The sequence below is a fragment of the Nocardioides sp. AE5 genome (genome assembly GCF_031844485.1).
In the GTDB taxonomy this organism is placed as follows: Bacteria; Actinomycetota; Actinomycetes; order Propionibacteriales; family Nocardioidaceae; genus Nocardioides.
The window spans coordinates 14,293-37,260 of sequence record NZ_JAUZVI010000014.1 but is presented as its reverse complement, the minus strand read 5'-3'; the positions used below and the strand labels follow the sequence as shown (position 1 = coordinate 37,260).

Here is a 22,968-nt window from a genome sequence, read left to right as displayed (position 1 = left end):
GCGTTCGTGGGACCCCGGGGGTCAGTACGCCTCGCCCTGCACGGTTGGGGGCTCCTCGCTCGGCGGGGGCGCCTGCGCGCGCACGCGGCGTACCCGCGAGCCCAGCACGTAGACGGTCCAGGCGGCCAGGATCGCGAACCCGATGCCGAGGCCGAGCTGGGGGTTGAGCGGCATCACGATGCCGACGAACCCGCCGACCACCCAGGCGAGCTGGATCATCGTGTCGGAGCGGGCGAAGGCGCTGGTCTGGACGCGTTCGGGGACGTGCTTCTGGATGGTGGAGTCGAGGGAGAGCTTGCCCAGGGACTGGCACAGGCCGGCGGTGAGGCCGAGCAGGGCCAGGGGGATCAGCCCGTAGAAGAGCGCTGCGACCAGGCACATCGCGGCATCGGCGATCAGCACCAGCACCACCGTGATCGCAGGGTTGACCCGTTTCAGGAAGGACGCGAGGGCGATGCCCAGGGTGTTGCCCAGGCCGGCTGCGCCGATCACCACGCCGGCGAGCAACTCGGGCTTGTCCTCCCAGCCGGGGATCGGGTGCTCGCGCAGCAGGAAGGCCATGAACATGGTCAGGAAGCCGGAGAGGAACCGGGGCCCACAGTTGGCGCGCAGGGCGAAGGCGACCTGGCTGGGGATGTAACGGCTGCCCTGCCGTTGCGGCTGAGCCCGTCGTGCCGACGGACCGGGCATCAGTTCGAGCTTGACCTCGCCGTGCGAGGAGTCGACCTTCTTGGGCAGCAGGATCGCCAGGATGGTGGCGCCGATGAAGACGACGAAGGCATAGCGCAGCGACCACTCCGCCCCGAAGGTGGCGGCCAGGCCGGCGATCGGCGCGGAGACGCTGGCCCCGACCACGCCGGCCAGGCCGAGCCGGGCGTTGGCCTTGACCAGTGTGACGCCCGGCGGCACCAGGCGTGGTGCTGCCGACGCCTTGGTGATCCCGTAGGCCTTCGAGGAAACGAGGATGCCCAGCGCGGCGGGGAAGAGCCAGGTGGAGTTGGTGACCACCGCCCCGGCCAGGATCCAGCACAGGAAGCCGCGGATCGCCATGGTCGACCCGATCGCCCAGCGACGCCCGTGGCTGAACCGGTCCAGGAAGGGGCCGATCAGCGGAGCGACGATCGCGAACGGGAGCATCGTCATGGCCAGGAAGAGGGCGACCTGGCCGCGCGCCTCGCCGGTCGGCACCTGGAAGAAGAGGGTGCCGGCGAGCGAGATCGCCACGGCCGCGTCGCCGGCGGCGTTGAAGGCGTGGAGTTCGATCAGCCGGGAGAGCCCCGAGTCGCCGGCGCCGTCGGCGTGCGAGGCGCGGCGGGCGGCGCGCAGCGTGGCCCGGCTGGCCTTGGCGGTGCCGCGGGCCATCGCGCCGACGCCGTGGGCACTCGCCTTGGCGAACCGCAGCGCGTTCTCGCCTGCGGTGTGCGGCTGGTCGCCGGCGGACTGGTCGGAGAGCCGGGTGGTCTCGTCGTCGGGGGAACCGTGATTCCCCGCGCCGGGCGGCTGCTGGCTCATGGCGCCATCCTGCCTTGTCCCCCTGCCAGCACTCGTGGTCCCTCCTGGGCTGTCCGCTGTGGGGGATTATGCCAACCCGACAAGACAATGGCCGTATCGATGGGACACAATCACGCCCGTGACCACCTCAACCCGCCCGAAGCCGGACACCGTCCTCCTTGGTGCCGATGCCGAGGCCAGGCGCGCCCTTGAGACCGAGGTCGCGGCTGCCGACATCGGCGCCCACCTGGAGGCCCGCGACGAGGGCGAGCGGGTGGTCAGCCACCTCTTCGAATGCCTGCGGCCCGGGTACGCCGGGTGGCGCTGGTCGGTCACGATCGCGCGCGCGTCGCGCCAGAAGGACATCACCGTCGACGAGATGGTGCTGATCCCGGGGCCGGATGCGATCACCGCGCCGGCCTGGGTGCCCTACAAGGACCGGATCAAGCCCGGTGACCTCTCCCCGGGGGACCTGCTCCCCGTCGAGGAGGACGACCCGCGGATCGCGCCGACGTACCTGATCGGCGACGACGCGATCGACCCGCTGGGCCGCCAGGACATCGCCCAGATCCGCCAGGTCGCCGACGAACTCGGCCTGGGCCGGGTGCGCACCCTGTCGCGCGAAGGCATCGACGAGGCCGCCGAGCGGTGGTACGCCGGCGATGGCGGCCCCGCCGCGCCGATCGCCCAGTCGGCTCCCGACCACTGCTACAGCTGCGCCTTCCTGGTCCGCCTCTCCGGCCGCCTGGCGCACACGTTCGGTGTCTGCGCCAACGGCAACGCCAACGACGACGGCCGGGTGGTCACCTTCAACCACGGCTGCGGGGCGCACTCCGAGGCCCAGTTGAGCAAGAAGCAGAAGCCGCTGCCGCTGCCTGACCACGTCTTCGACACGGTCACCACGGACGACCTCGAGTCCTTCTGAGGAAGGGCCCGGGGGTCAGTCCACCCGGCGCTGGCGCCGCCGCCGGCAGAACTCGATGCCGAAGAGGCCGAGCCCGAAGCCGGCCAGGCAGGTCCACAGCCACCACAGGTTGCCGGTCTCCTCGAGACGGCCATAGAACGGCAGCAGGGCGATGAAGCCGAGCAGCCACAGGCCGGTGCCGACCTCCAGGGTCCGTACGCCGTCCACGTCCAGGGGTGCGACCGGTGCCACGAGATAGGTCCTCTTGCCGATCTCGTGCTTGACGGGCTGCTCCTGGGACTCCACGGGACCGAATCTAGTCCACCCGGTGACCGTCCAGTGAGCGGCCCGGGTGACCGCCGGGCCCGGCATCTGCAACCATGCGCTCGTGAACAATCAATCGACTGCGACCGCGAACAACGGTCTGGACAGGTTCTTCAAGATCTCCGAGCGTGGCTCGACCGTCGGACGCGAGGTCCGCGGCGGCATCGTCACGTTCCTGACGATGGCCTACATCCTGGTCCTCAACCCGATCATCCTCTCCGGTGGCGCGGACATGAACGGCGACAAGCTCGACTTCGCGATGGTTGCCGCGGGCACGGCGCTGGTCGCGGGCGTGCTGACGATCCTGATGGGCATGGTGGCCAACTTCCCGCTGGCGCTGGCGGCGGGCCTGGGGCTGAACGCCTTCGTCACCTATTCGATCGCGAACCAGATGACCTGGGCCGACGCGATGGGCCTGGTGGTGATCGAGGGCATCGTGATCCTGGTGCTGGTGCTGACCGGGTTCCGCGAGGCGGTCTTCAACGCCGTCCCGGTGCCGCTGAAGGTCGCCATCTCGGTGGGGATCGGCCTCTTCATCACCCTGGTCGGCCTCGTCGACTCCGGCTTCGTCGGCTCCGGCTCCGGTACGCCGTTGACGCTGGGCCTGGGCGGCACCCTGCAGGGCTGGCCGGTCCTGGTCTTCTGCCTGGGCCTGATGCTGGTGATCGCACTCTTCGTGCTGCGCGTGCGCGGCGCGATCCTGATCTCGATCGTGGTGACCACGGTCATCGCCATCATCGTGGAGAAGGTGGCCACCATCCCGGCCTCCTTCAACGAGGACGGCACCGCCAACCCGACCGCGTGGAACCTGAACGTGCCGGCACTGCCGGACAGCGTCGTCTCCACGCCGGACTTCGGGCTGCTTGGCAAGTTCAGCCTGCTCGGCTCGTGGGAGAACGCCGGCATCGTCACGGTCTTCCTGCTGATCTTCACGCTGCTGCTGACCGACTTCTTCGACACCCTGGGCACGATGACCGCGGTCGGCAGCGAGGCCGGCCTGAACGACGAGGAGGGCGTCCCGCCCAACACGCGCAAGATCCTGGTCGTCGACTCGGTCGCCGCGATCGCCGGTGGCGCCGCCTCGGTCTCGTCGAACACGTCGTACATCGAATCGACCTCGGGTGTCGCCGAGGGTGCCCGGACGGGCCTGTCCGCGGTGGTCACCGGCGTACTGTTCCTGGTCGCGACCTTCTTCGCCCCGGTCGTGGCGGTGGTGCCGTCCGAGGCCGCGGTCCCGGCGCTGGTGCTGGTCGGCTTCCTGATGATGCAGCAGGTCAAGGACATCGACTGGGATGACATGGAGATTGCCATCCCGGCCTTCCTGACCATCGTGCTGATGCCGTTCGCCTACTCCATCTCGGCCGGGATCGGCGCGGGCTTCCTCGCCTTCGTGCTGATCAAGGTGGTGCGGGGCAAGGTCAGCGAGGTCCACGCCCTGATGTGGATCATCGCGGCGATGTTCGTGGTCTACTTCGCGATCTCCCCGATCAGCAACTGGGTGAACTGACTCCCACGCCGAGTCGGCACGAGTCGACACCCAGGACCGTCGAGGCGGCGTCAATTGACGCCGCCTCGACGCATTTCTGCGTCAACACGTGCCGCCTCGGCGTTCCTCGGCAGCTTTCTTTAGCAAAGGTAATGACCTAGACTAAAGACCATGCCCACTCCCGAGAACGCCGTCCGGACCGACGCCGGCCTCGTCGCCGAGCTCCGCATGGCAGTGATGCGGTTGCGCCGCCGCCTCGCGATCGAGCGCTCCCCGGAGAACGAACTCAGCCTCGGGGCGACCACGGTGCTGGGATGCCTGCGCCGCCACGGCCCGATGTCGATCGGGGAACTGGCCCGCTTCGAACGGGTCCAGCCGCCGTCGATGACGCGCACCGTCAACTGCCTCGAGGAGGGCGGCTACGTCGTACGCCGTCCGCACGAGAGCGATGGTCGCCAGGTCGTCGTCGAACTCACCGACCAGGGCCGCCAGACCCTGGCCGCCGACCGGGCCCGCCGCGACGCCTGGCTGGCGCGCCGGATGGCCGACCTCACTGCCGACGAGCGCGCCACGCTGCGCGCCGCCGCGCCCCTGCTCCAGCGACTTGCCCAGGAGGACTGACCCCCACGTTGAGCCCCACGTTCCGCTCCCTCGCCAACCCCAACTACCGGCGCTATGCCGCCGGCAGCCTGGTCTCCAACACCGGCACCTGGATGCAGCGCATCGCCCAGGACTGGCTGGTCCTGGTGCTCACCGGCAGCGGAACCGCGCTGGGCATCACCACGGGCCTGCAGTTCCTGCCGGTGCTGCTGCTCTCGCCGTACGCCGGGGTGATCGCCGACCGCTTCCCCAAGCGTCGCCTGCTCCAGATCACCCAGGCCGCGATGGGGCTCGCCTCGCTCGCGCTGGGGCTGGTCACCGTGCTGGGCGTGGTCCAGGTGTGGCACGTCTACCTGATCGCCCTGGTCTTCGGGATCGGTGCCGCCTTCGACGCACCGGCCCGCCAGTCGTTCGTCTCCGAACTGGTCGACGCCGACGACCTCACCAACGCGGTCGGGCTCAACTCGGCGACCTTCAACATGGCCCGCATCCTCGGCCCGGGCCTGGCCGGCCTGATGATCGGCGCACTGGGCGGGGGAGCGTGGGCAACGGGCTGGGTGATCCTGATCAACGCAGTCTCCTACGGCGCGGTGATCTGGCAGCTGCAGGCGATGGATGCCGCGCTGCTGAACCCCTCGAAGCCGGCACGACGTACGCCGGGAATGCTGCGCGACGGCATCCGTTACGTGGCCGGGCAGCCCAAGATGGTGCTCGTCCTGATCCTGGTCTTCTTCGCCGGCACCTTCGGGATGAACTTCCAGATCACCTCCGCGCTGATGGCCACCGAGGTCTACGGCAAGGGTGCCGGAGAGTTCGGCCTGCTCGGCTCGACGATGGCGCTCGGGTCGCTGACCGGGGCCCTGATGGCCGCGCGCCGGGTCCGGATCCGGCTGCGCCTGCTGGTCATCGCGGCGGCCGGCTTCGGCCTGGCCGAGATCGTGGCCGGCGTGCTGCCGACGTACGTCCTCTTCGTGGCGTTCACCCCGCTGATCGGCTTCTCCACGATCACCCTGCTCAACTCGGCGAATGCGGTGATGCAACTCGAGTCCGACCCCGAGATGCGGGGGCGGGTGATGGCGCTCTACATGACCATCGTGATGGGCGGTACGCCGCTGGGCGCACCGGTGATCGGCTGGATCGGCGAGGTGGCCGGTGCCCGCTGGACCCTGGTCATCGGCGGCCTGCTGGTCCTGCTCGGAACGGCGCTGGCCGTCACGGTGCACCAGCGCATGGAAGGGCGGGGCCGCGGCGTACGGGGTTCGATTTTGACCCTGCTGGGTGCGCCGAGTACCGTGAACCCTCGTGTCTGGGACAACCCGGCCGTTGCGCGTGCTCAAAAGTGAATCATTCGCGGAACAGTGTCGTTGACCGAGGCGACACGCCCGACCGCGGGGGCAACGGGAATCGCGGTTGCGAAGCACCACCCAGCATGGCTCATCCGTGAGCAGAAAACATCGTGCCCGGCAGATCGCCGGATACTGAGAGTAGAAAAGAAGGGGAACCACCAAGGTGCCCACAATTCAGCAGTTGGTCCGCAAGGGCCGCCAGGACAAGGCGTCGAAGAACGCAACGCCTGCCCTCAAGGGTTCGCCCCAGCGACGCGGTGTCTGCACCCGCGTCTACACCACCACCCCGAAGAAGCCGAACTCCGCCCTGCGCAAGGTCGCCCGTGTGCGCCTGTCCAGCGGCGTCGAGGTCACGGCGTACATCCCGGGCGTTGGCCACAACCTCCAGGAGCACTCGATCGTGCTCGTCCGCGGCGGCCGGGTGAAGGACCTCCCCGGTGTCCGCTACAAGATCATCCGCGGTTCGCTCGACACGCAGGGCGTGAAGAACCGCAAGCAGGCGCGCAGCCGTTACGGCGCGAAGAAGGAGAAGAGCTGACATGCCACGCAAGGGTCCCGCTCCGAAGCGCCCGATCGACGTCGACCCGGTCTACGGCTCGACCGTCGTCTCGCAGCTCGTCAGCAAGGTTCTGCAGGACGGCAAGAAGGCCGTCGCCCAGCGGATCGTCTACACCGCCCTCGAGGGTTGCCGCGAGAAGACCGGCACCGACCCGGTCGTCACGCTGAAGCGTGCGCTCGACAACGTCAAGCCTGCGCTCGAGGTCAAGTCCCGCCGCGTCGGCGGTGCGACCTACCAGGTCCCGATCGAGGTCAAGGGCACCCGCGGCACCACGCTCGCGCTGCGCTGGCTGGTCGGCTACGCCCAGGACCGTCGCGAGAAGACGATGGCCGAGCGGCTGATGAACGAGATCCTCGACGCCAGCAACGGCCTCGGTGCCGCTGTGAAGAAGCGTGAGGACACGCACAAGATGGCCGAATCCAACAAGGCCTTCGCCCACTACCGCTGGTGATCCGGGCCCACCGGCCTGCAATCATCTCCGACTCACACCCCGAGGGGACATCACTCAAGTGGCTGTCGACATCACGACGGACCTGAACGTCGTCCGCAACATCGGCATCATGGCGCACATCGACGCCGGCAAGACCACCACCACCGAGCGGATCCTGTTCTACACAGGCATCAACTACAAGATCGGCGACACCCACGAGGGCTCGGCGACGATGGACTGGATGGAGCAGGAGCAGGAGCGTGGCATCACGATCACCTCTGCTGCGACCACCTGCTGGTGGAAGGACCACCAGATCAACATCATCGACACCCCCGGCCACGTGGACTTCACCGCCGAGGTCGAGCGCTCGCTGCGCGTCCTCGACGGCGCGGTCGCCGTCTTCGACGGTGTCGCCGGCGTCGAGCCGCAGTCGATGACCGTGTGGCGCCAGGCCAACAAGTACGCCGTCCCCCGGATGTGCTTCGTCAACAAGATGGACCGCACGGGTGCGAACTTCTTCAAGGTCGTCGACAGCATCGTCGACCGCCTGAACACCACCCCGCTGGTGCTGCAGATCCCGATCGGCGCGGAGTCCGACTTCCTCGGTGTCGTCGACCTGGTCGGCATGCGTGCCCTGACCTGGCGCGGCGAGACCAAGATCGGCGAGGACTACGACATCGAGGAGATCCCCGCCGAGCTGGCCGACCAGGCCGAGGAGTGGCGCGAGAAGCTGCTCGAGACCCTGGCCGAGGCCGACGACGCGATCATGGAGAAGTACCTCGAGGGCGAGGACCTCTCCGTGGAGGAGATCGAGGCCGCGATCCGTCGCGCCACCCTGGCCGACAAGCTCAACCCGGTGCTGCTCGGCACCGCGTTCAAGAACAAGGGCGTCCAGCCCCTGCTCGACGCGGTCGTCAAGTACCTGCCCTCCCCGCTCGACATCGAGGCGATCGAGGGCCACAAGCCGGGCAACGAGGACGAGAAGATCCTGCGTCGTCCCTCCGACGACGAGCCGTTCTCCGGGCTGGCCTACAAGATCGCCTCCGACCCGCACCTGGGCAAGCTGATCTATGTCCGCGTCTACTCCGGCAAGCTGGAGGCGGGCTCGACCGTGGTCAACTCGGTCAACGGCCGCAAGGAGCGGATCGGCAAGGTCTACCAGATGCACGCCAACAAGCGTGAGGAGATCGCCTCGGTCGGTGCCGGCCAGATCGTCGCCGTGATGGGCCTGAAGGACACCAAGACCGGTCACACCCTGAGTGACCCGGCCAACCAGGTCGTCCTGGAGTCGATGACCTTCCCGGCCCCGGTGATCGAGGTCGCCATCGAGCCGAAGACCAAGGGCGACCAGGAGAAGCTGGGCACCGCGATCCAGCGGCTCTCCGACGAGGACCCGACCTTCACCGTCAACACCGACGAGGAGACCGGCCAGACCATCATCGCCGGCATGGGCGAGCTCCACCTCGACATCCTGGTTGACCGGATGAAGCGCGAGTTCCGCGTCGAGGCCACCGTCGGCAAGCCGCAGGTCGCCTACCGCGAGACCATCCGCAAGGACGTCTCGAACCACAGCTACACCCACAAGAAGCAGACCGGTGGTTCGGGCCAGTTCGCCAAGGTCGTCGTCTCGCTCGGCCCCAACATCGACCCCGAGACCGGGACCGGTGCTGGCTACGAGTTCGTGAACAACGTGACCGGTGGTCGGGTGCCGAAGGAATACATCCCCTCGGTCGACCAGGGTGGCCAGGAGGCCATGGAGTTCGGTGTCCTGGCGGGCTTCCCGATGGTGGACGTGAAGTTCACCCTCGAGGACGGTGCCTACCACGACGTCGACTCGTCCGAGCTCGCCTTCAAGATCGCCGGGAACCAGGCGTTCAAGGAGGCCGCGCGGATGGCCAAGCCGGTCCTGCTGGAGCCGATGTTCGCGGTCGAGGTGACCACGCCGGAGTCCTTCCTGGGCACGGTGATCGGTGACCTCAACTCCCGTCGGGGACAGGTCCAGAACCAGGAGGAGCGCTTCGGTGACATGATCGTCAGCGCGCTGGTGCCCCTCTCAGAGATGTTCGGGTACGTTGGCGACCTGAGGTCCAAGACCTCTGGCCAGGCGTCGTACTCGATGGAGTTCGACTCGTACGCCGAGGTTCCTTCGAACATCGCCGACGAGATCGTCAAGAAGGTCCGTGGCGAGTAACCTTCGGTTACCCGTCTAGACCCTCGGCGCAGTAACAAATCCAGAGCACGAGTCAAGAAACACACAACCCAGGAGGAGCCCACAGTGGCTAAGGCGAAGTTCGAGCGGACCAAGCCGCACATCAACATCGGCACCATCGGTCACATCGACCACGGCAAGACCACCTTGACCGCGGCGATCACCAAGGTGATGCACGACAAGTTCCCGGACCTGAACGAGGCCTCGGCCTTCGACATGATCGACAAGGCTCCGGAAGAGCGCCAGCGCGGCATCACGATCTCGATCTCGCACGTCGAGTACCAGACCGAGAACCGCCACTACGCGCACGTCGACTGCCCCGGTCACGCGGACTACATCAAGAACATGATCACCGGTGCGGCCCAGATGGACGGCGCGATCCTCGTGGTTGCCGCCACCGACGGCCCGATGCCGCAGACCCGCGAGCACGTGCTGCTCGCCCGCCAGGTCGGCGTTCCCGCCCTGGTCGTGGCGCTCAACAAGTGCGACATGGTCGACGACGAGGAGCTCATCGAGCTCGTCGAGATGGAGGTGCGCGAGCTCCTCAGCGAGTACGAGTTCCCGGGCGACGACATCCCCGTGGTCCGCGTTGCCGCCTTCCCGGCGCTCGAGGGCGACGCCAAGTGGGGCGACTCGGTTGCCGAGCTCATGCAGGCCGTGGATGACTACATCCCGACCCCCGAGCGCGAGACCGACAAGCCGTTCCTGATGCCCGTCGAGGACGTCTTCACGATCACCGGTCGTGGCACCGTCATCACCGGTCGCATCGAGCGCGGCATCGTCAAGGTCAACGAAGAGGTCGAGATCGTCGGCATCCGCGACACCTCGCAGAAGACCACCGTCACCGGTGTCGAGATGTTCCGCAAGCTGCTCGACGAGGGCCAGGCCGGTGAGAACGTCGGCCTGCTGCTCCGCGGCACCAAGCGCGAGGACGTCGAGCGCGGCATGGTTGTCATCAAGCCCGGCACCACCACCCCGCACACCAACTTCGAGGCGAGCGTCTACATCCTCTCGAAGGAGGAGGGTGGCCGTCACACGCCGTTCTTCAACAACTACCGTCCGCAGTTCTACTTCCGGACCACGGACGTCACCGGCGTCGTCACGCTGCCCGAGGGCACCGAGATGGTCATGCCCGGCGACAACACCGAGATGGCCGTTGAGCTGATCCAGCCCATCGCCATGGACGAGGGCCTGCGCTTCGCCATCCGCGAGGGTGGCCGCACCGTTGGTGCCGGCCGCGTCACCAAGATCACCAAGTGATCTAGTTCGACTGCAACGCAAGGACCCCCGGAGGCCCATCGGGCCACCGGGGGTCCTTCGCATTTCCGGCGCAGCAGCAGGCGCTGGCATCGGCCGCGTCGCTCCGGCGTAGGCTTGCTCCTCGTGTCTGATCAGTTGCCGCCCGCACGCCCGCACCTCCGCTTCACCGAGGATGGCCGCCGGATGCGTGAGGTGCTCACCTATTCACGCCGGGGCAGCCGGCTGGGGATCAAGCAGCAGCAGGCGTGGGACACCTGGGCCGAGCGCCTGGTGATCGGCGAGGAGGCCGTGGACGCACCCGGCTTCACGCTGCAGGGCTGCTTCGACGAACCGCGGCCCCTGGTCATCGAGATCGGCTGCGGGGTGGGGGAGGCCACCGCCCCGCTCGCCGCCGCCCGTACGGCGTACAACGTGGTCGGCTTCGAGGTGTGGCACCCGGGCGTGGCCGACACGATCGGACGCCTCGGTGACCTCGGGGTGACCAATGCCCGGATCTGCAGCGTGGATGCGGTCTGGGCGATGGAGCACCTGGTCGCGCCCGGCGAACTCGCTGAGTTGTGGACCTTCTTCCCCGACCCGTGGCCGAAGAAGCGCCACCACAAGCGCCGCTTGGTGACGCCGGAGTTCGCGGCGCTGGTGAGCGCCCGGTTGCGGCCCGGTGGCGTGTGGCGCCTGGCCACCGACTGGGCCGAGTACGCCGAGCAGATGGCCGAGGTACTCGACGCCGAGCCCGGGCTCGACGGGGGAGTCGTCCAGCGGTGGGAGGAGCGCCCGGTGACCCGCTTCGAGCGGCGTGGGATCGCCGAGGGCCGTGCTCCGGTGGACTTCGCCTACACCCGGATCTGAGCCCCGGGTGGCCCGATTTGGAAACTGGTGCGGATCTCTGCCAAGATGGTCCGGTTGCTCCGGCGGGTCGCCGGGGTGCGGAAAACTTGACTACTGAATCGCGTCTCCGGATCGAGTATCGGTGGTTGGCCTGTGTCCGCACCGCTCATGGAGACCCGATCGGCCCGCCAAGCCCGGCGGGACCCACAGCAGGACACCGCAAGATCCCGGTCCTGTGCCGTGCTGAACAGCGCGACACGCCCGACCGCGGGGGTCGGCGGAGTGGGGGTAACGGGCGGTGCGACTTCACCCGGAGTCGTGTCGGGACAGACTGCACGCGGTGCCTCACCCAGGTACTAGAGACAAGGACGAGAGAGACCTATGGCGGGACAGAAGATCCGCATCAGGCTCAAGGCCTACGACCACGAGGTCATTGACACCTCGGCGCGGAAGATCGTTGACACCGTGACGAGCACGGGCGCGAAGGTTGCCGGCCCGGTGCCGTTGCCGACCGAGAAGAACGTGTACTGCGTGATTCGCTCGCCGCACAAGTACAAGGACTCCCGCGAGCACTTCGAGATGCGCACGCACAAGCGCCTCATCGACATCATTGACCCCACGCCGAAGACGGTCGACTCGCTGATGCGCCTCGACCTGCCTGCCGGTGTCGACATCGAGATCAAGCTCTAGTCGACGAGGGAGACGCGAAGAGATGACTTACGAACACAACATCAAGGGCATCGTCGGCACCAAGGTCGGCATGACCCAGACGTGGGACGAGAACAACCGCATCGTCCCGGTCACCGTGATTGCCGCTGGCACCAACGTGATCACCCAGGTCCGCGCCCCCGAGACCGATGGCTACAACGCCATCCAGATCGGCTTCGGCGAGATCGAGGGCCGCAAGGTCACCAAGCCGCGTGCCGGACACTTCGAGAAGGCCGGCGTGACCCCGCGCCGCCACCTGGTCGAGATCCGCACCGCTGACGCCGCGTCGTACACCGTGGGCCAGGAGCTCCCGGTCGACACCTTCGCCGCTGGCGACGAGGTCGACGTGACCGGCACCAGCAAGGGCAAGGGCTACGCGGGTGTCATGAAGCGCCACGGCTTCGCCGGCGTCTCGGCGTCCCACGGTGCCCACCGCAACCACCGCAAGCCCGGTTCGATCGGCGCCTGCGCGACCCCGGGCCGTGTCTTCAAGGGCATGCGCATGGCCGGTCGCATGGGTGGCGACACCATCACCACGCAGAACGTCACGGTCCACGCCGTCGACACCGAGAAGGGCCTGGTCCTGCTCAAGGGTGCCGTCCCCGGCCCCAAGGGTGGCGTCGTGGTCCTCCGCACGGCAGTGAAGAAGGAGGTCGTCAAGTGACCACCACCGTCAAGGTCGATCTCCCCGCCGAGATCTTCGACGCCGACGTCAGCGTCGCCGTCATGCACCAGGTCGTCGTGGCCCAGCAGGCCGCCGCGCGCCAGGGCACGCACGCCACCAAGACCCGCGCCGACGTGCGCGGTGGTGGCCGCAAGCCCTACAAGCAGAAGGGCACCGGCCGCGCCCGCCAGGGCTCGACCCGGGCGCCGCAGTTCGCCGGCGGTGGCACCGTCCACGGCCCGCAGCCGCGCGACTACGACCAGCGCACGCCCAAGAAGATGAAGGCAGCAGCCCTCAAGGGCGCGCTGACCGACCGGGCGCGCAACGACCGCATCCACGTGGTCGACTCGCTGGTCACCGGTGAGAAGCCCTCCACCAAGGCTGCGCTCGCCTCGCTCGCCGCGCTCTCGGACCGCCGCCGGTTCCTGGTCGTGCTCGAGCGCGGTGACAACGTCACCTGGCTCTCGCTGCGCAACGCCGCCGACGTGCACATCATCGCCGTCGACCAGCTCAACACCTACGACGTGCTGCTCAGCGACGACGTGGTCTTCACCAAGGGTGCCTTCGACGCCCTCGTTGCCGGCCCCGCCAAGGCAGTCTCGTCCGAGGCCACCGAGGAGGAGACCAAGTGAGCAACCTGCACAAGGACCCCCGCGACATCCTGATCGCGCCGGTCGTGTCGGAGAAGAGCTATGGCCTCCTCGACGCCAACAAGTACACCTTCATCGTCCGCCCGGACGCCAACAAGACCGAGATCAAGATCGCGGTCGAGAAGGTCTTCGACGTCAAGGTCACCTCGGTCAACACGATCAACCGCCAGGGCAAGACGCGCCGCACCCGCTTCGGCATCGGCAAGCGGGCCAACACCAAGCGCGCCATCGTCAGCCTCGCCGAGGGTCACCGCATCGACATCTTCGGAGGGCCGGTCTCCTGACCGGCGCCTGCTGAGTAGAGGACAGAGATAATGGCTATCCGCAAGTACAAGCCGACCACGCCGGGCCGTCGTGGCTCGTCGGTCGCCGACTTCGTCGAGGTCACCCGCACCACGCCGGAGAAGTCGCTGACCCGCCCGCTGCCCAAGAAGGGTGGCCGCAACAACCAGGGCCGGATCACCACCCGGCACCAGGGTGGCGGTCACAAGCGCGCCTACCGGATCATCGACTTCCGTCGCTACGACAAGGACGGCGTGCCGGCCCAGGTCGCCCACATCGAGTACGACCCCAACCGCACCGCGCGCATCGCGCTGCTGCACTACGCCGACGGCGAGAAGCGCTACATCGTCGCGCCGAAGGGCCTGGAGCAGGGCACCGTGGTCGAGGCGGGTGTCGGCGCCGACATCAAGACCGGCAACAACCTGCCGCTGCGCAACATCCCGGTCGGTACGACGATCCACTGCATCGAGCTCCGTCCCGGCGGTGGCGCCAAGATGGCCCGCTCGGCCGGCAACTCCGCCCAGCTCGTCGCCAAGGAGGGCTCGCGCGCCACGCTGCGCCTGCCGTCCGGCGAGATGCGCTTCGTCGACGTCCGCTGCCGCGCCACCATCGGCGAGGTCGGCAACGCCGAGCAGTCGAACATCAACTGGGGCAAGGCCGGCCGGATGCGCTGGAAGGGCAAGCGCCCGACCGTCCGCGGTGTCGTGATGAACCCGGTCGACCACCCGCACGGTGGTGGTGAGGGCAAGACGTCCGGTGGTCGCCACCCCGTCTCCCCCTGGGGCAAGCCCGAGGGCCGCACGCGCAAGCGCAAGGCCTCTGACTCCCAGATCATTCGTCGCCGCAAGTCCGGCAAGGGTAGGAAGTAACCGACATGCCACGCAGTCTGAAGAAGGGTCCCTTCGTCGACGACCACCTGCAGAAGAAGGTGGACGCCGAGAACGAGAAGGGCACGCACAACGTCATCAAGACCTGGTCGCGTCGTTCGATGATCGTGCCGGCCATGATCGGCCACACGATTGCCGTGCACGACGGCCGCAAGCACGTTCCCGTCTTCGTGACCGACTCGATGGTCGGCCACAAGCTCGGCGAATTTGCCCCCACCCGCACCTACCGCGGGCACGTGAAGGAAGACCGGAAGGGCCGCCGCCGCTGAGTGCGGTGGTGACTCGAGAGATTACTGGAGAGAACGAGCTATGAGCGTTACAGAGCGTAGGCGCACCAGCGCCCGTCGCGAGTCGCTGCTCGGCGACCAGCCGGGTGCCTTTGCGAGCGCGCGCTTCGTGCGGATCACCCCGATGAAGGCCCGTCGTGTCGTCGACATGGTGCGTGGCCTGGGCATCGAGGACGCGCGGGCACTGCTGCAGTTCGCCCCGCAGGCTGCCTCGGAGACCGTGCTGAAGGTCCTCGAGAGCGCCGTGGCGAACGCGGAGACCACCGAGGGCCTCGACGCGGGCACCCTGGTCGTCGCGGCTGCGACCGTGGACGAGGGTCCCACCATGAAGCGCTGGCGCCCCCGTGCGCAGGGCCGGGCCACCCGGATCAACAAGCGCACGAGCCACATCACTCTTGTCGTGCAGCCGGCCGAGGTCGTTGCACAGCAGAACGTGAAGAAGGGACGGACTGCCTGATGGGGCAGAAGATCAATCCGAACGGCTTCCGCCTCGGCATCTCGACGGACCACAAGAGCCGTTGGTACGCCGACAAGCTGTACAAGTCGTACGTCGGTGAAGACGTCGCCATCCGCAAGCTCCTGTCCAAGGGCATGGAGCGGGCCGGCATCGCCAAGGTCGAGATCGAGCGCACCCGCGACCGCGTCCGGGTGGACATCCACACGGCGCGCCCGGGCATCGTGATCGGCCGCCGCGGCGCCGAGGCCGACCGCATCCGCGGCGAGCTGGAGAAGCTCACCGGCAAGCAGGTGCAGCTGAACATCCTCGAGGTCAAGAACCCCGAGATCGACGCGCAGCTGGTCGCCCAGGGCGTTGCCGAGCAGCTTTCGGGCCGGGTCCAGTTCCGCCGTGCCATGCGCAAGGCGATCCAGACCTCGATGCGCTCGGGCGCCAAGGGCATCCGGATCCAGTGCTCCGGTCGACTCAACGGCGCGGAGATGTCGCGCACCGAGTTCTACCGCGAGGGCCGCGTGCCGCTGCACACCCTGCGCGCCGACATCGACTACGGCTTCTACGAGGCCCGCACCACCTTCGGCCGCATCGGCGTCAAGGTGTGGATCTACAAGGGCGAGGTCGCCGGCACCCGTGCCGAGCGCGAGGCACAGGCTGCGGCCCGTGCCGGCGCCCCCGGTCGCGGCGGCCGTGGCCGCGGCGGCGACCGCCCCGGCCGTGGTTCCCGCGGCGACCGTCCGAACCGCTCGGACCGCCAGGACCGTTCGTCCGCCCCGGCAGCTGCCGGGGAGGCGAGTGGATCTGCGGCTCCTGCAGCGCCTGCCAACGGAGAGGCCTGAGCCATGTTGATGCCCCGTCGTGTCAAGCACCGCAAGCAGCACCACCCCAAGCGGACCGGTGCGGCCAAGGGTGGCACCCGTCTCGTCTTCGGCGACTTCGGGATCCAGGCCATCGAGGGTCACTACGTGACGAACCGACAGATCGAGTCGGCTCGTATCGCGATGACCCGTCACATCAAGCGTGGCGGAAAGGTGTGGATCAACATCTACCCCGACCGTCCGCTGACCAAGAAGCCTGCCGAGACCCGGATGGGTTCCGGTAAGGGTTCCCCGGAGTGGTGGGTTGCCAACGTCAAGCCCGGCCGCGTCATGTTCGAACTCTCCGGCGTGGATGAGGACATTGCTCGTGAGGCCATGCGCCGCGCGATGCACAAGCTCCCCATGAAGTGCCGCTTCATCACGCGTGAGGCAGGTGAATTCTGATGAGCACCACTACCAGTGCTGCACACGAACTCGACCAGCTGACCAACGCCGAGCTCGCCGAGAAGGTGCGCGAGGCCAAGGAAGAGCTGTTCAACCTCCGGTTCCAGGCGGCCACCGGCCAGCTGGAGAGCCACGGGCGCCTGCGCCTGGTCAAGAAGGACATCGCCCGGGTCTACACCGTGGTGCGTGAGCGCGAGCTCGGCATCCGCGTGGCCCCGGACGGCGACAACGAAGCCGAGAAGGATGGTGGCGACGCATGAGCGAGCAGCCCGCAGCCGTGAACGAGCGCGCAGCACGCAAGGTCCGTGAGGGCCTGGTCGTCAGCGACAAGATGGACAAGACCGTCGTGGTCTCCGTCGAGGACCGTGTCAAGCACGCCCTCTACGGCAAGGTCATGCGCCGCAACAGCAAGCTCAAGGTGCACGACGAGCAGAACGAATGCGGCATCGGCGACCGGGTCCTGATCATGGAGACCCGTCCGCTCTCCGCGACCAAGCGGTGGCGCCTCGTCCAGGTCCTCGAAAAGGCCAAGTGACGCTCCGCGCGAGCAGCACAGGCCAGCACAGAAGAATTCACTTATCAGTTCGGCAAGGCTCTCCGCACGAGATGCGGGGAGAACCGGCTCGACAACCAGGAGATAACCGATGATCCAGCAGGAGTCGCGACTCAAGGTCGCCGACAACACCGGTGCGAAGGAGATCCTTTGCATCCGTGTTCTCGGCGGTTCGGGTCGGCGCTACGCCGGTATCGGCGACGTCGTCGTCGCCACCGTCAAGGACGCGATCCCCGGCGGCAACGTCAAGAAGGGTGACGTCGTCAAGGCGGTCGTCGTACGCACGGTGAAGGAGCGTCGTCGCCAGGACGGCTCCTACATCAAGTTCGACGAGAACGCGGCCGTCATCCTCAAGAACGACGGGGAGCCGCGTGGGACCCGCATCTTCGGCCCGGTGGGCCGCGAGCTGCGCGAGAAGAAGTTCATGAAGATCATCTCGCTCGCCCCGGAGGTGCTGTGATGAGCAGGCTCAACATCAAGAAGGGCGACACCGTCAAGGTGATCGCGGGCAAGGACAAGGGCGCCGAGGGCAAGATCATCTCGGTGAACGCGGCCGAGCAGCGCGTCATCGTCGAGGGCGTCAACCGTGTGAAGAAGCACGAGAAGGTCGTCAACTCCGGCAGTGGCAACACCGGCGGCATCGTGACCACCGAGGCCCCGATCCACGTCTCCAACGTGATGCTGGTCGAGGGCGACGGCGTCACCCGCGTCGGCTTCCGCAAGGACGAGGCCACCAAGACCCGCGCGGACGGCTCGACCTACACCGTGCAGCGCAGCGTTCGCGTCTCGCGCAAGACCGGCAAGGAAATCTGAGATGACCCAGACCACTGAGATCCCGCGCCTCAAGGCGCGCTACCGCGAGGAGATCATCCCCGCGCTCAAGTCCGAGTTCGACATCAAGAACGTCATGCAGGTGCCCGGCCTGACCAAGATCGTGGTCAACATGGGTGTCGGCGAGGCGGCTCGCGACTCGAAGCTGATCGAGGGCGCCATCCGCGACCTCACCCAGATCACCGGCCAGAAGCCCCAGGTCACCAAGGCCCGCAAGTCCATCGCCCAGTTCAAGCTGCGCGAGGGCATGCCGATCGGCGCCCACGTGACGCTGCGCGGCGACCGGATGTGGGAGTTCCTGGACCGCCTGCTCTCCCTGGCCCTGCCCCGGATCCGCGACTTCCGCGGACTCAACGGCAACCAGTTCGACGGCCGTGGCAACTACACCTTCGGCCTGACCGAGCAGGTCATGTTCCACGAGATCAACCAGGACAAGATCGACCGGTCGCGTGGCATGGACATCACCCTGGTGACCACCGCCAACACCGACGACGAGGGCCGGGCGCTGCTCAAGCACCTCGGGTTCCCCTTCAAGGAAGGCAACTGACATGGCGAAGACCGCACTGAAGGTCAAGGCTGCCAAGAAGCCGAAGTTCGCGGTGCGCGGCTACACCCGCTGCCAGCGCTGCGGTCGCCCGAAGTCCGTCTACCGCAAGTTCGGCCTGTGCCGGATCTGCCTGCGGGAGATGGCCCACCGGGGCGAGCTTCCTGGCGTCACCAAGTCCTCCTGGTGACCCGAGTCCTGACCTGACCACATAACGATCGCTGAAGGTCGCCCCGAGATGCGGGTGCGAAACCACGGTGGAGAAAGGGCCGTTCGGCCATGACGATGACTGACCCGATCGCAGACATGCTGACTCGTCTGCGCAACGCCAACCAGGCGTACCACGACGCGGTTGCCATGCCCTACAGCAAGCTGAAGGCTGGCGTCGCGGAGATCCTCCAGCAGGAGGGTTACATCACCTCCTACGAGGTCAAGGAGAACGTCGACGACGACGGCCAGCCGGCTGTCGGCAAGACGCTCACCGTGACCCTGAAGTACGGCCGCAACCGGGAGCGCTCGATCGCCGGTGTCCGCCGGATCAGCAAGCCCGGCCTGCGGGTCTACGCCAAGCACACCGGGCTGCCCCGCGTGCTCGGTGGACTTGGCGTCGCGATCATCTCGACCAGCCAGGGCCTGCTCACTGACCGCCAGGCAAACCAGAAGGGCGTGGGTGGGGAAGTCCTCGCCTACGTCTGGTAGTCGGACCCGAGAAGAAAGGTAGAGGAAACTTCCATGTCTCGCATTGGCAAGCTCCCCATCACGGTTCCCTCGGGTGTTGACGTCAAGATCGACGCGAACGTCGTGACGGTCAAGGGGCCCAAGGGCACCCTGAACCACACGGTCGCGGCGCCGATCGTCGTCGAGCGCGCCGAGGACGGCACGCTCGAGGTCAAGCGTCCCGACGACGAGCGCGAGAGCCGCTCGCTGCACGGCCTGACCCGGACGCTGATCAACAACATGGTCGTCGGCGTCACCGACGGCTACGAGAAGAAGCTCGAGATCGTCGGCGTCGGTTACCGCGTCCTGTCCAAGGGCCCGACCCAGCTGGAGTTCCAGCTCGGTTACTCGCACCCGATCACCGTGGACGCCCCCGAGGGCATCACGTTCAACGTCGAGGGCCCGACCAAGCTCGGCGTCCTGGGCATCGACAAGCAGCTCGTCGGTGAGGTCGCGGCCAACATCCGCAAGCTGCGCAAGCCGGAGCCCTACAAGGGCAAGGGCGTTCGCTACGCGGGTGAGCACATCCGCCGCAAGGTCGGAAAGGCTGGTAAGTGACCATGGCCATCTCACTCAAGAACCACAAGCACACCAGTGCCCGGACCGCGTCGCGCCTGCGCCGCCAGGTCCGTGGCCGCAAGAAGATCAACGGTACGGCGGAGCGTCCGCGCCTCGTCGTCACCCGGTCTGCCAAGCACATCAGCGTCCAGGTCGTCGACGACCTGGTCGGCAAGACGCTGGCCTCGGCCTCCACCATGGAGGGCGACCTGCGCGGTTTCGATGGCGACAAGACTGCCAAGGCGAAGAAGGTCGGCGAGCTCGTCGCCGAGCGCGCCAAGGCAGCTGGCGTCGAGGGCGTGGTCTTCGACCGCGCCGGCAACAAGTACCACGGCCGGATCGCGGCCCTTGCCGATGGCGCCCGCGAGGGCGGCCTGACGTTCTGATCGCAAAGACAAGCAAGAAAGAGAAGAGGTAGTTCTCATGAGCGGACCCCAGCGCGGCCAGCGCGCCGGTGGTGAGCGCCAGGGCGGCGGAGACCGCCGTGGACGCGACGGTCGTGGCGGCCAGCAGGCTGACAAGACCGCGTACGTCGAGCGCGTCGTTGCGATCAACCGTGTCGCCAAGGTGGTCAAGGGTGGTCGGCGCTTCAGCTTCACCGCCCTGGTCATCGTCGGCGACGGCGACGGCATGGTCGGCGTCGGCTACGGCAAGGCCAAGGAAGTCCCGGCTGCGATCGCCAAGGGCGTCGAGGAGGCGAAGAAGCACTTCTTCCGCGTGCCTCGCGTCCAGGGCACCATCCCGCACCCGGTCCAGGGCGAGAAGGCTGCCGGAGTCGTGATGCTCCGTCCCGCCGCTCCCGGTACCGGTGTCATCGCCGGTGGTCCGGTGCGCGCGGTGCTCGAGTGCGCCGGCATCCAGGACGTGCTCAGCAAGTCGCTCGGTTCCTCCAACCAGATCAACATCGTGCACGCGACCGTCGAGGCGCTGCAGATGCTGGAGGAGCCGGAGGCAGTTGCTGCCCGTCGCGGCCTGACCGTCGAGCAGGTGGCCCCGGCCGCCCTGCTGAAGGCCCGGGCGGAGGTGGCCCAGTAATGGCACAGCTCAAGGTCGAGCAGAAGAAGTCCACGATCGGCTGCAAGGCCAACCAGCGCGAGACCCTGCGCTCGCTGGGCCTCAAGCGGATCGGCGACGTGGTCGTCAAGGAGGACCGCCCCGAGATCCGGGGAATGGTCCACACCGTCCGTCACCTGGTGACGGTTGAGGAAGTGAACTGACATGACGCTCAAGCTCCATCACCTGCGTCCTGCGCCCGGCTCCAAGACCGCCAAGACCCGTGTCGGTCGTGGTGAGGGCTCCAAGGGCAAGACCGCTGGTCGCGGCACCAAGGGCACCAAGGCCCGCTACCAGGTGCCCGTCGCCTTCGAGGGTGGCCAGATGCCGCTGCACATGCGGCTGCCGAAGCTCAAGGGCTTCAAGAACCCGTTCAAGGTCGAGTTCCAGGTCGTGAACCTGGACCGGATCAATGGCCTCTTCCCTGACGGTGGCACCATCACCGTCGAGGACCTCGTGGCCAAGGGTGCGGTCCGCGACGGCAAGCCCGTCAAGGTCCTCGGCCAGGGCGAGATCAGCGTGGCCGTCCAGGTCAGCGCCGACGCCTTCTCTGCCTCCGCGCAGCAGAAGATCGAGGCCGCCGGCGGCACCGTCACGGTGCTCTGACCAGATCACCTGGCTTGACGACGTACCAGCATGAGGGGCCCGGATTCGTTCCGGGGCCCCTCATGCTGTCTGTGGACGTCGACCGCAAGGATCGTCCTGTTAGGCTTCCCCGAGTTCTCGCCCGGCCCGTCGTGCCCGCGGGATTCCACAGCTTGAGAAAGAGGATCACGTGCTAGGCGCGTTCGCCAACGCTTTCCGGACACCGGACCTGCGGAAGAAGTTGCTCTTCGTCCTGGGGATCATCGTCATCTTCAGGCTCGGGTCCCAGTTCCCGGCCCCCGGGGTCCACACCGCCAACGTCCAGACCTGCATCGCCCAGGTCGAGGACAACAGCGTCTACAACCTGATCAACCTGTTCTCGGGTGGTGCGCTGCTCCAGCTGACCGTGTTCGCGCTGGGGATCATGCCCTACATCACGGCCGCCATCATCCTGCAGCTGCTCGTCGTGGTCATCCCGCGACTCGAAGCGCTGAAGAAGGAGGGCCAGGCCGGACAGACCAAGATCACCCAGTACACCCGCTACCTCACCCTGGCGCTGGCCATCCTGCAGGCCACCGGCATCGTCGCCCTGGCCCGTTCCCGCCAGCTGCTCCAGGGCTGTGACCTCCCGCTGCTCCACGACGAGCAGGCGCTGAGCACCTTCATGGTGATGGTGCTGACCATGACCGCGGGCACCGTGGTCATCATGTGGCTCGGCGAGCTGATCACCGACCGCGGCGTCGGCAACGGCATGTCGATCCTGATCTTCGTCCAGGTCATCGCCACCTTCCCCGGCCAGCTCTGGGCGGTGCAGCGCACCGAGGGCTGGCTCACCTTCATCATCGTGATGATCGTCGGGCTGGCGCTGGTCGCCGGTGTCGTCTTCATCGAGCAGGCCCAGCGCCGGGTCCCGGTGCAGTACGCGCGCCGGATGGTCGGGCGCAAGATGTTCGGTGGCTCCTCGACGTACATTCCGTTGAAGGTCAACCAGGCTGGCATCATCCCGGTCATCTTCGCCAGCTCGTTGATGTACCTGCCGGCGATGGCGGTCCAGTTCAACCAGAACCGGGACCCGCAGCCGGCGTGGATCAACTGGGTCAACGAATACTTCGTGGACGGGTCGCACCCGGTCTACATGGCCCTCTACTTCATGCTCATCATCTTCTTCACGTACTTCTACGTCTCGATCACCTTCGACACCAACGAAGTGGCGGACAACATGAAGAAGTACGGCGGCTTCATCCCCGGGATCCGGGCGGGCAAGCCGACCGAGGACTACCTGTCCTACGTCCTGTCCCGGCTCACCTTCCCGGGCTCGATCTACCTCGGTCTGATCTCTCTGGTCCCGTTGGTCGCCTTCGCAATGATCAACGCCAGCCAGAACTTCCCGTTCGGCGGAACCTCCATCCTGATCATGGTGGGCGTCGGCCTCGACACGGTGAAGCAGATCGAGAGCCAGCTCCAGCAGCGCAACTATGAAGGATTCCTCCGCTGATGACCTC

Annotated in this window: 33 protein-coding genes; 31 read left to right on the top strand and 2 right to left on the bottom strand. The window is 67.3% G+C overall.

Annotation, left to right across the window (positions count from 1 at the left end):
* Nucleotides 1–21: 21 nt before the first annotated feature.
* Complete coding sequence (locus tag Q9R27_RS17245) at nucleotides 22–1,512, bottom strand: MFS transporter (RefSeq protein WP_311253642.1); 1,491 nt, start codon at nucleotides 1,510–1,512, stop codon at nucleotides 22–24.
* A gap of 118 nt (nucleotides 1,513–1,630) precedes the next feature.
* On the opposite strand from Q9R27_RS17245, the gene Q9R27_RS17240 reads away from it, so the two are divergent.
* Nucleotides 1,631–2,416, top strand: a complete 786-nt coding sequence (locus tag Q9R27_RS17240; RefSeq protein WP_311253641.1) for a DUF3027 domain-containing protein — start codon at nucleotides 1,631–1,633, stop codon at nucleotides 2,414–2,416.
* A gap of 15 nt (nucleotides 2,417–2,431) precedes the next feature.
* Here the strand turns inward: Q9R27_RS17240 and Q9R27_RS17235 are convergent, their stop codons facing one another.
* Nucleotides 2,432–2,701, bottom strand: a complete 270-nt coding sequence (locus tag Q9R27_RS17235; protein WP_311253640.1) for a DUF2530 domain-containing protein — start codon at nucleotides 2,699–2,701, stop codon at nucleotides 2,432–2,434.
* A gap of 82 nt (nucleotides 2,702–2,783) precedes the next feature.
* Between Q9R27_RS17235 and Q9R27_RS17230 the strand changes: the two genes are divergently transcribed.
* From Q9R27_RS17230 to secY, 30 genes are all read left to right on the top strand, one after another.
* Complete coding sequence (locus Q9R27_RS17230) at nucleotides 2,784–4,226, top strand: NCS2 family permease (protein WP_311253639.1); 1,443 nt, start codon at nucleotides 2,784–2,786, stop codon at nucleotides 4,224–4,226.
* Nucleotides 4,227–4,376: 150 nt separating this feature from the next.
* Complete coding sequence (locus Q9R27_RS17225) at nucleotides 4,377–4,826, top strand: MarR family transcriptional regulator (protein WP_311253638.1); 450 nt, start codon at nucleotides 4,377–4,379, stop codon at nucleotides 4,824–4,826.
* Between the two features lie 8 nt (nucleotides 4,827–4,834).
* Nucleotides 4,835–6,148 (top strand): MFS transporter, encoded by a 1,314-nt coding sequence (locus Q9R27_RS17220; protein WP_311253637.1) that lies wholly within the window; start codon nucleotides 4,835–4,837, stop codon nucleotides 6,146–6,148.
* Between the two features lie 166 nt (nucleotides 6,149–6,314).
* Nucleotides 6,315–6,689 carry a 30S ribosomal protein S12 gene (gene rpsL / locus Q9R27_RS17215; RefSeq protein WP_311253636.1) on the top strand — a complete coding sequence of 125 codons (375 nt, stop codon included), beginning with the start codon at nucleotides 6,315–6,317 and terminating at the stop codon, nucleotides 6,687–6,689.
* 1 nt (nucleotide 6,690) lies between these two features.
* Complete coding sequence (gene rpsG / locus Q9R27_RS17210; protein WP_311253635.1) at nucleotides 6,691–7,161, top strand: 30S ribosomal protein S7; 471 nt, start codon at nucleotides 6,691–6,693, stop codon at nucleotides 7,159–7,161.
* A gap of 58 nt (nucleotides 7,162–7,219) precedes the next feature.
* Entirely contained in the window at nucleotides 7,220–9,331 is a 2,112-nt protein-coding gene (gene fusA / locus Q9R27_RS17205) for an elongation factor G (protein WP_311253634.1), read from the top strand.
* An 84-nt stretch (nucleotides 9,332–9,415) separates the two neighbouring features.
* Complete coding sequence (gene tuf / locus Q9R27_RS17200) at nucleotides 9,416–10,609, top strand: elongation factor Tu (RefSeq protein ID WP_311253633.1); 1,194 nt, start codon at nucleotides 9,416–9,418, stop codon at nucleotides 10,607–10,609.
* Between the two features lie 123 nt (nucleotides 10,610–10,732).
* Nucleotides 10,733–11,455: a tRNA (guanosine(46)-N7)-methyltransferase TrmB gene (trmB, locus tag Q9R27_RS17195; protein WP_311253632.1), complete on the top strand. Its 723-nt coding sequence runs from the start codon at nucleotides 10,733–10,735 to the stop codon at nucleotides 11,453–11,455.
* A 360-nt stretch (nucleotides 11,456–11,815) separates the two neighbouring features.
* Nucleotides 11,816–12,124: a 30S ribosomal protein S10 gene (gene rpsJ, locus Q9R27_RS17190; protein WP_179503049.1), complete on the top strand. Its 309-nt coding sequence runs from the start codon at nucleotides 11,816–11,818 to the stop codon at nucleotides 12,122–12,124.
* A 22-nt stretch (nucleotides 12,125–12,146) separates the two neighbouring features.
* Nucleotides 12,147–12,806, top strand: coding sequence for a 50S ribosomal protein L3 (gene rplC, locus Q9R27_RS17185; protein ID WP_311253631.1), 660 nt, complete (start codon nucleotides 12,147–12,149; stop codon nucleotides 12,804–12,806).
* Complete coding sequence (gene rplD, locus Q9R27_RS17180) at nucleotides 12,803–13,438, top strand: 50S ribosomal protein L4 (RefSeq protein WP_311253630.1); 636 nt, start codon at nucleotides 12,803–12,805, stop codon at nucleotides 13,436–13,438. The genes rplC and rplD overlap by 4 nt, the downstream gene beginning before the upstream one ends.
* Nucleotides 13,435–13,740 (top strand): 50S ribosomal protein L23, encoded by a 306-nt coding sequence (rplW, locus tag Q9R27_RS17175; RefSeq protein ID WP_311253629.1) that lies wholly within the window; start codon nucleotides 13,435–13,437, stop codon nucleotides 13,738–13,740. The genes rplD and rplW overlap by 4 nt, the downstream gene beginning before the upstream one ends.
* A gap of 30 nt (nucleotides 13,741–13,770) precedes the next feature.
* A complete protein-coding gene (gene rplB / locus Q9R27_RS17170) occupies nucleotides 13,771–14,607 on the top strand; it encodes a 50S ribosomal protein L2 (protein ID WP_311253628.1) in 837 nt (278 codons plus the stop codon).
* Between the two features lie 5 nt (nucleotides 14,608–14,612).
* Entirely contained in the window at nucleotides 14,613–14,894 is a 282-nt protein-coding gene (gene rpsS / locus Q9R27_RS17165; protein ID WP_311253627.1) for a 30S ribosomal protein S19, read from the top strand.
* 40 nt (nucleotides 14,895–14,934) lie between these two features.
* A complete protein-coding gene (gene rplV / locus Q9R27_RS17160; RefSeq protein ID WP_311253626.1) occupies nucleotides 14,935–15,369 on the top strand; it encodes a 50S ribosomal protein L22 in 435 nt (144 codons plus the stop codon).
* Nucleotides 15,369–16,202, top strand: coding sequence for a 30S ribosomal protein S3 (rpsC, locus tag Q9R27_RS17155; RefSeq protein WP_311253625.1), 834 nt, complete (start codon nucleotides 15,369–15,371; stop codon nucleotides 16,200–16,202). Before rplV ends, rpsC begins: the two co-directional genes overlap by 1 nt.
* Before the next feature lie 3 nt (nucleotides 16,203–16,205).
* Nucleotides 16,206–16,625 carry a 50S ribosomal protein L16 gene (gene rplP, locus Q9R27_RS17150; RefSeq protein ID WP_311253624.1) on the top strand — a complete coding sequence of 140 codons (420 nt, stop codon included), beginning with the start codon at nucleotides 16,206–16,208 and terminating at the stop codon, nucleotides 16,623–16,625.
* On the top strand, nucleotides 16,625–16,885 hold the full coding sequence (gene rpmC, locus Q9R27_RS17145) for a 50S ribosomal protein L29 (RefSeq protein ID WP_311253623.1): 261 nt from the start codon (nucleotides 16,625–16,627) through the stop codon (nucleotides 16,883–16,885). The genes rplP and rpmC overlap by 1 nt, the downstream gene beginning before the upstream one ends.
* Nucleotides 16,882–17,160 carry a 30S ribosomal protein S17 gene (gene rpsQ, locus Q9R27_RS17140; protein WP_311253622.1) on the top strand — a complete coding sequence of 93 codons (279 nt, stop codon included), beginning with the start codon at nucleotides 16,882–16,884 and terminating at the stop codon, nucleotides 17,158–17,160. Before rpmC ends, rpsQ begins: the two co-directional genes overlap by 4 nt.
* A 109-nt stretch (nucleotides 17,161–17,269) precedes the next feature.
* Nucleotides 17,270–17,638 (top strand): 50S ribosomal protein L14, encoded by a 369-nt coding sequence (gene rplN, locus Q9R27_RS17135; RefSeq protein ID WP_311253621.1) that lies wholly within the window; start codon nucleotides 17,270–17,272, stop codon nucleotides 17,636–17,638.
* Nucleotides 17,638–17,991: a 50S ribosomal protein L24 gene (gene rplX / locus Q9R27_RS17130; RefSeq protein WP_311253620.1), complete on the top strand. Its 354-nt coding sequence runs from the start codon at nucleotides 17,638–17,640 to the stop codon at nucleotides 17,989–17,991. Before rplN ends, rplX begins: the two co-directional genes overlap by 1 nt.
* Nucleotide 17,992: 1 nt before the next feature.
* A complete protein-coding gene (rplE, locus tag Q9R27_RS17125; RefSeq protein WP_311253619.1) occupies nucleotides 17,993–18,556 on the top strand; it encodes a 50S ribosomal protein L5 in 564 nt (187 codons plus the stop codon).
* 1 nt (nucleotide 18,557) lies between these two features.
* Nucleotides 18,558–18,743 (top strand): type Z 30S ribosomal protein S14, encoded by a 186-nt coding sequence (locus Q9R27_RS17120; RefSeq protein WP_311253618.1) that lies wholly within the window; start codon nucleotides 18,558–18,560, stop codon nucleotides 18,741–18,743.
* Between the two features lie 89 nt (nucleotides 18,744–18,832).
* Nucleotides 18,833–19,252 (top strand): 30S ribosomal protein S8, encoded by a 420-nt coding sequence (gene rpsH / locus Q9R27_RS17115; RefSeq protein ID WP_311253617.1) that lies wholly within the window; start codon nucleotides 18,833–18,835, stop codon nucleotides 19,250–19,252.
* Between the two features lie 33 nt (nucleotides 19,253–19,285).
* A complete protein-coding gene (gene rplF, locus Q9R27_RS17110; protein ID WP_311253616.1) occupies nucleotides 19,286–19,828 on the top strand; it encodes a 50S ribosomal protein L6 in 543 nt (180 codons plus the stop codon).
* Nucleotides 19,829–19,830: 2 nt separating this feature from the next.
* Entirely contained in the window at nucleotides 19,831–20,214 is a 384-nt protein-coding gene (gene rplR, locus Q9R27_RS17105; protein ID WP_311253615.1) for a 50S ribosomal protein L18, read from the top strand.
* 37 nt (nucleotides 20,215–20,251) lie between these two features.
* Complete coding sequence (gene rpsE / locus Q9R27_RS17100; protein ID WP_311253614.1) at nucleotides 20,252–20,863, top strand: 30S ribosomal protein S5; 612 nt, start codon at nucleotides 20,252–20,254, stop codon at nucleotides 20,861–20,863.
* Nucleotides 20,863–21,045: a 50S ribosomal protein L30 gene (gene rpmD / locus Q9R27_RS17095; RefSeq protein ID WP_067441137.1), complete on the top strand. Its 183-nt coding sequence runs from the start codon at nucleotides 20,863–20,865 to the stop codon at nucleotides 21,043–21,045. The genes rpsE and rpmD overlap by 1 nt, the downstream gene beginning before the upstream one ends.
* Before the next feature lies 1 nt (nucleotide 21,046).
* Entirely contained in the window at nucleotides 21,047–21,487 is a 441-nt protein-coding gene (gene rplO / locus Q9R27_RS17090; RefSeq protein WP_311253613.1) for a 50S ribosomal protein L15, read from the top strand.
* 169 nt (nucleotides 21,488–21,656) lie between these two features.
* Nucleotides 21,657–22,961, top strand: coding sequence for a preprotein translocase subunit SecY (gene secY / locus Q9R27_RS17085; RefSeq protein ID WP_311253612.1), 1,305 nt, complete (start codon nucleotides 21,657–21,659; stop codon nucleotides 22,959–22,961).
* Nucleotides 22,962–22,968: the final 7 nt, after the last annotated feature.

What these genes read in the sequence shown, in the direction of transcription:
- Q9R27_RS17245 (WP_311253642.1), bottom strand. Translation starts at nt 1,512, where the DNA reads ATGAGCCAGCAGCCGCCCGGCGCGGGGAATCACGGTTCCCCCGACGAC.
- Q9R27_RS17225 (WP_311253638.1), top strand. Translation starts at nt 4,377, where the DNA reads ATGCCCACTCCCGAGAACGCCGTCCGGACCGACGCCGGCCTCGTCGCC.
- rpsG (WP_311253635.1), top strand. Translation starts at nt 6,691, where the DNA reads ATGCCACGCAAGGGTCCCGCTCCGAAGCGCCCGATCGACGTCGACCCG.
- rpsJ (WP_179503049.1), top strand. Translation starts at nt 11,816, where the DNA reads ATGGCGGGACAGAAGATCCGCATCAGGCTCAAGGCCTACGACCACGAG.
- rplC (WP_311253631.1), top strand. Translation starts at nt 12,147, where the DNA reads ATGACTTACGAACACAACATCAAGGGCATCGTCGGCACCAAGGTCGGC.
- rplB (WP_311253628.1), top strand. Translation starts at nt 13,771, where the DNA reads ATGGCTATCCGCAAGTACAAGCCGACCACGCCGGGCCGTCGTGGCTCG.
- rpsS (WP_311253627.1), top strand. Translation starts at nt 14,613, where the DNA reads ATGCCACGCAGTCTGAAGAAGGGTCCCTTCGTCGACGACCACCTGCAG.
- rplV (WP_311253626.1), top strand. Translation starts at nt 14,935, where the DNA reads ATGAGCGTTACAGAGCGTAGGCGCACCAGCGCCCGTCGCGAGTCGCTG.
- rpsC (WP_311253625.1), top strand. Translation starts at nt 15,369, where the DNA reads ATGGGGCAGAAGATCAATCCGAACGGCTTCCGCCTCGGCATCTCGACG.
- rplP (WP_311253624.1), top strand. Translation starts at nt 16,206, where the DNA reads ATGTTGATGCCCCGTCGTGTCAAGCACCGCAAGCAGCACCACCCCAAG.
- rpmC (WP_311253623.1), top strand. Translation starts at nt 16,625, where the DNA reads ATGAGCACCACTACCAGTGCTGCACACGAACTCGACCAGCTGACCAAC.
- rpsQ (WP_311253622.1), top strand. Translation starts at nt 16,882, where the DNA reads ATGAGCGAGCAGCCCGCAGCCGTGAACGAGCGCGCAGCACGCAAGGTC.
- rplN (WP_311253621.1), top strand. Translation starts at nt 17,270, where the DNA reads ATGATCCAGCAGGAGTCGCGACTCAAGGTCGCCGACAACACCGGTGCG.
- rplX (WP_311253620.1), top strand. Translation starts at nt 17,638, where the DNA reads ATGAGCAGGCTCAACATCAAGAAGGGCGACACCGTCAAGGTGATCGCG.
- rplE (WP_311253619.1), top strand. Translation starts at nt 17,993, where the DNA reads ATGACCCAGACCACTGAGATCCCGCGCCTCAAGGCGCGCTACCGCGAG.
- Q9R27_RS17120 (WP_311253618.1), top strand. Translation starts at nt 18,558, where the DNA reads ATGGCGAAGACCGCACTGAAGGTCAAGGCTGCCAAGAAGCCGAAGTTC.
- rpsH (WP_311253617.1), top strand. Translation starts at nt 18,833, where the DNA reads ATGACGATGACTGACCCGATCGCAGACATGCTGACTCGTCTGCGCAAC.
- rplF (WP_311253616.1), top strand. Translation starts at nt 19,286, where the DNA reads ATGTCTCGCATTGGCAAGCTCCCCATCACGGTTCCCTCGGGTGTTGAC.
- rplR (WP_311253615.1), top strand. Translation starts at nt 19,831, where the DNA reads ATGGCCATCTCACTCAAGAACCACAAGCACACCAGTGCCCGGACCGCG.
- rpsE (WP_311253614.1), top strand. Translation starts at nt 20,252, where the DNA reads ATGAGCGGACCCCAGCGCGGCCAGCGCGCCGGTGGTGAGCGCCAGGGC.
- rpmD (WP_067441137.1), top strand. Translation starts at nt 20,863, where the DNA reads ATGGCACAGCTCAAGGTCGAGCAGAAGAAGTCCACGATCGGCTGCAAG.
- rplO (WP_311253613.1), top strand. Translation starts at nt 21,047, where the DNA reads ATGACGCTCAAGCTCCATCACCTGCGTCCTGCGCCCGGCTCCAAGACC.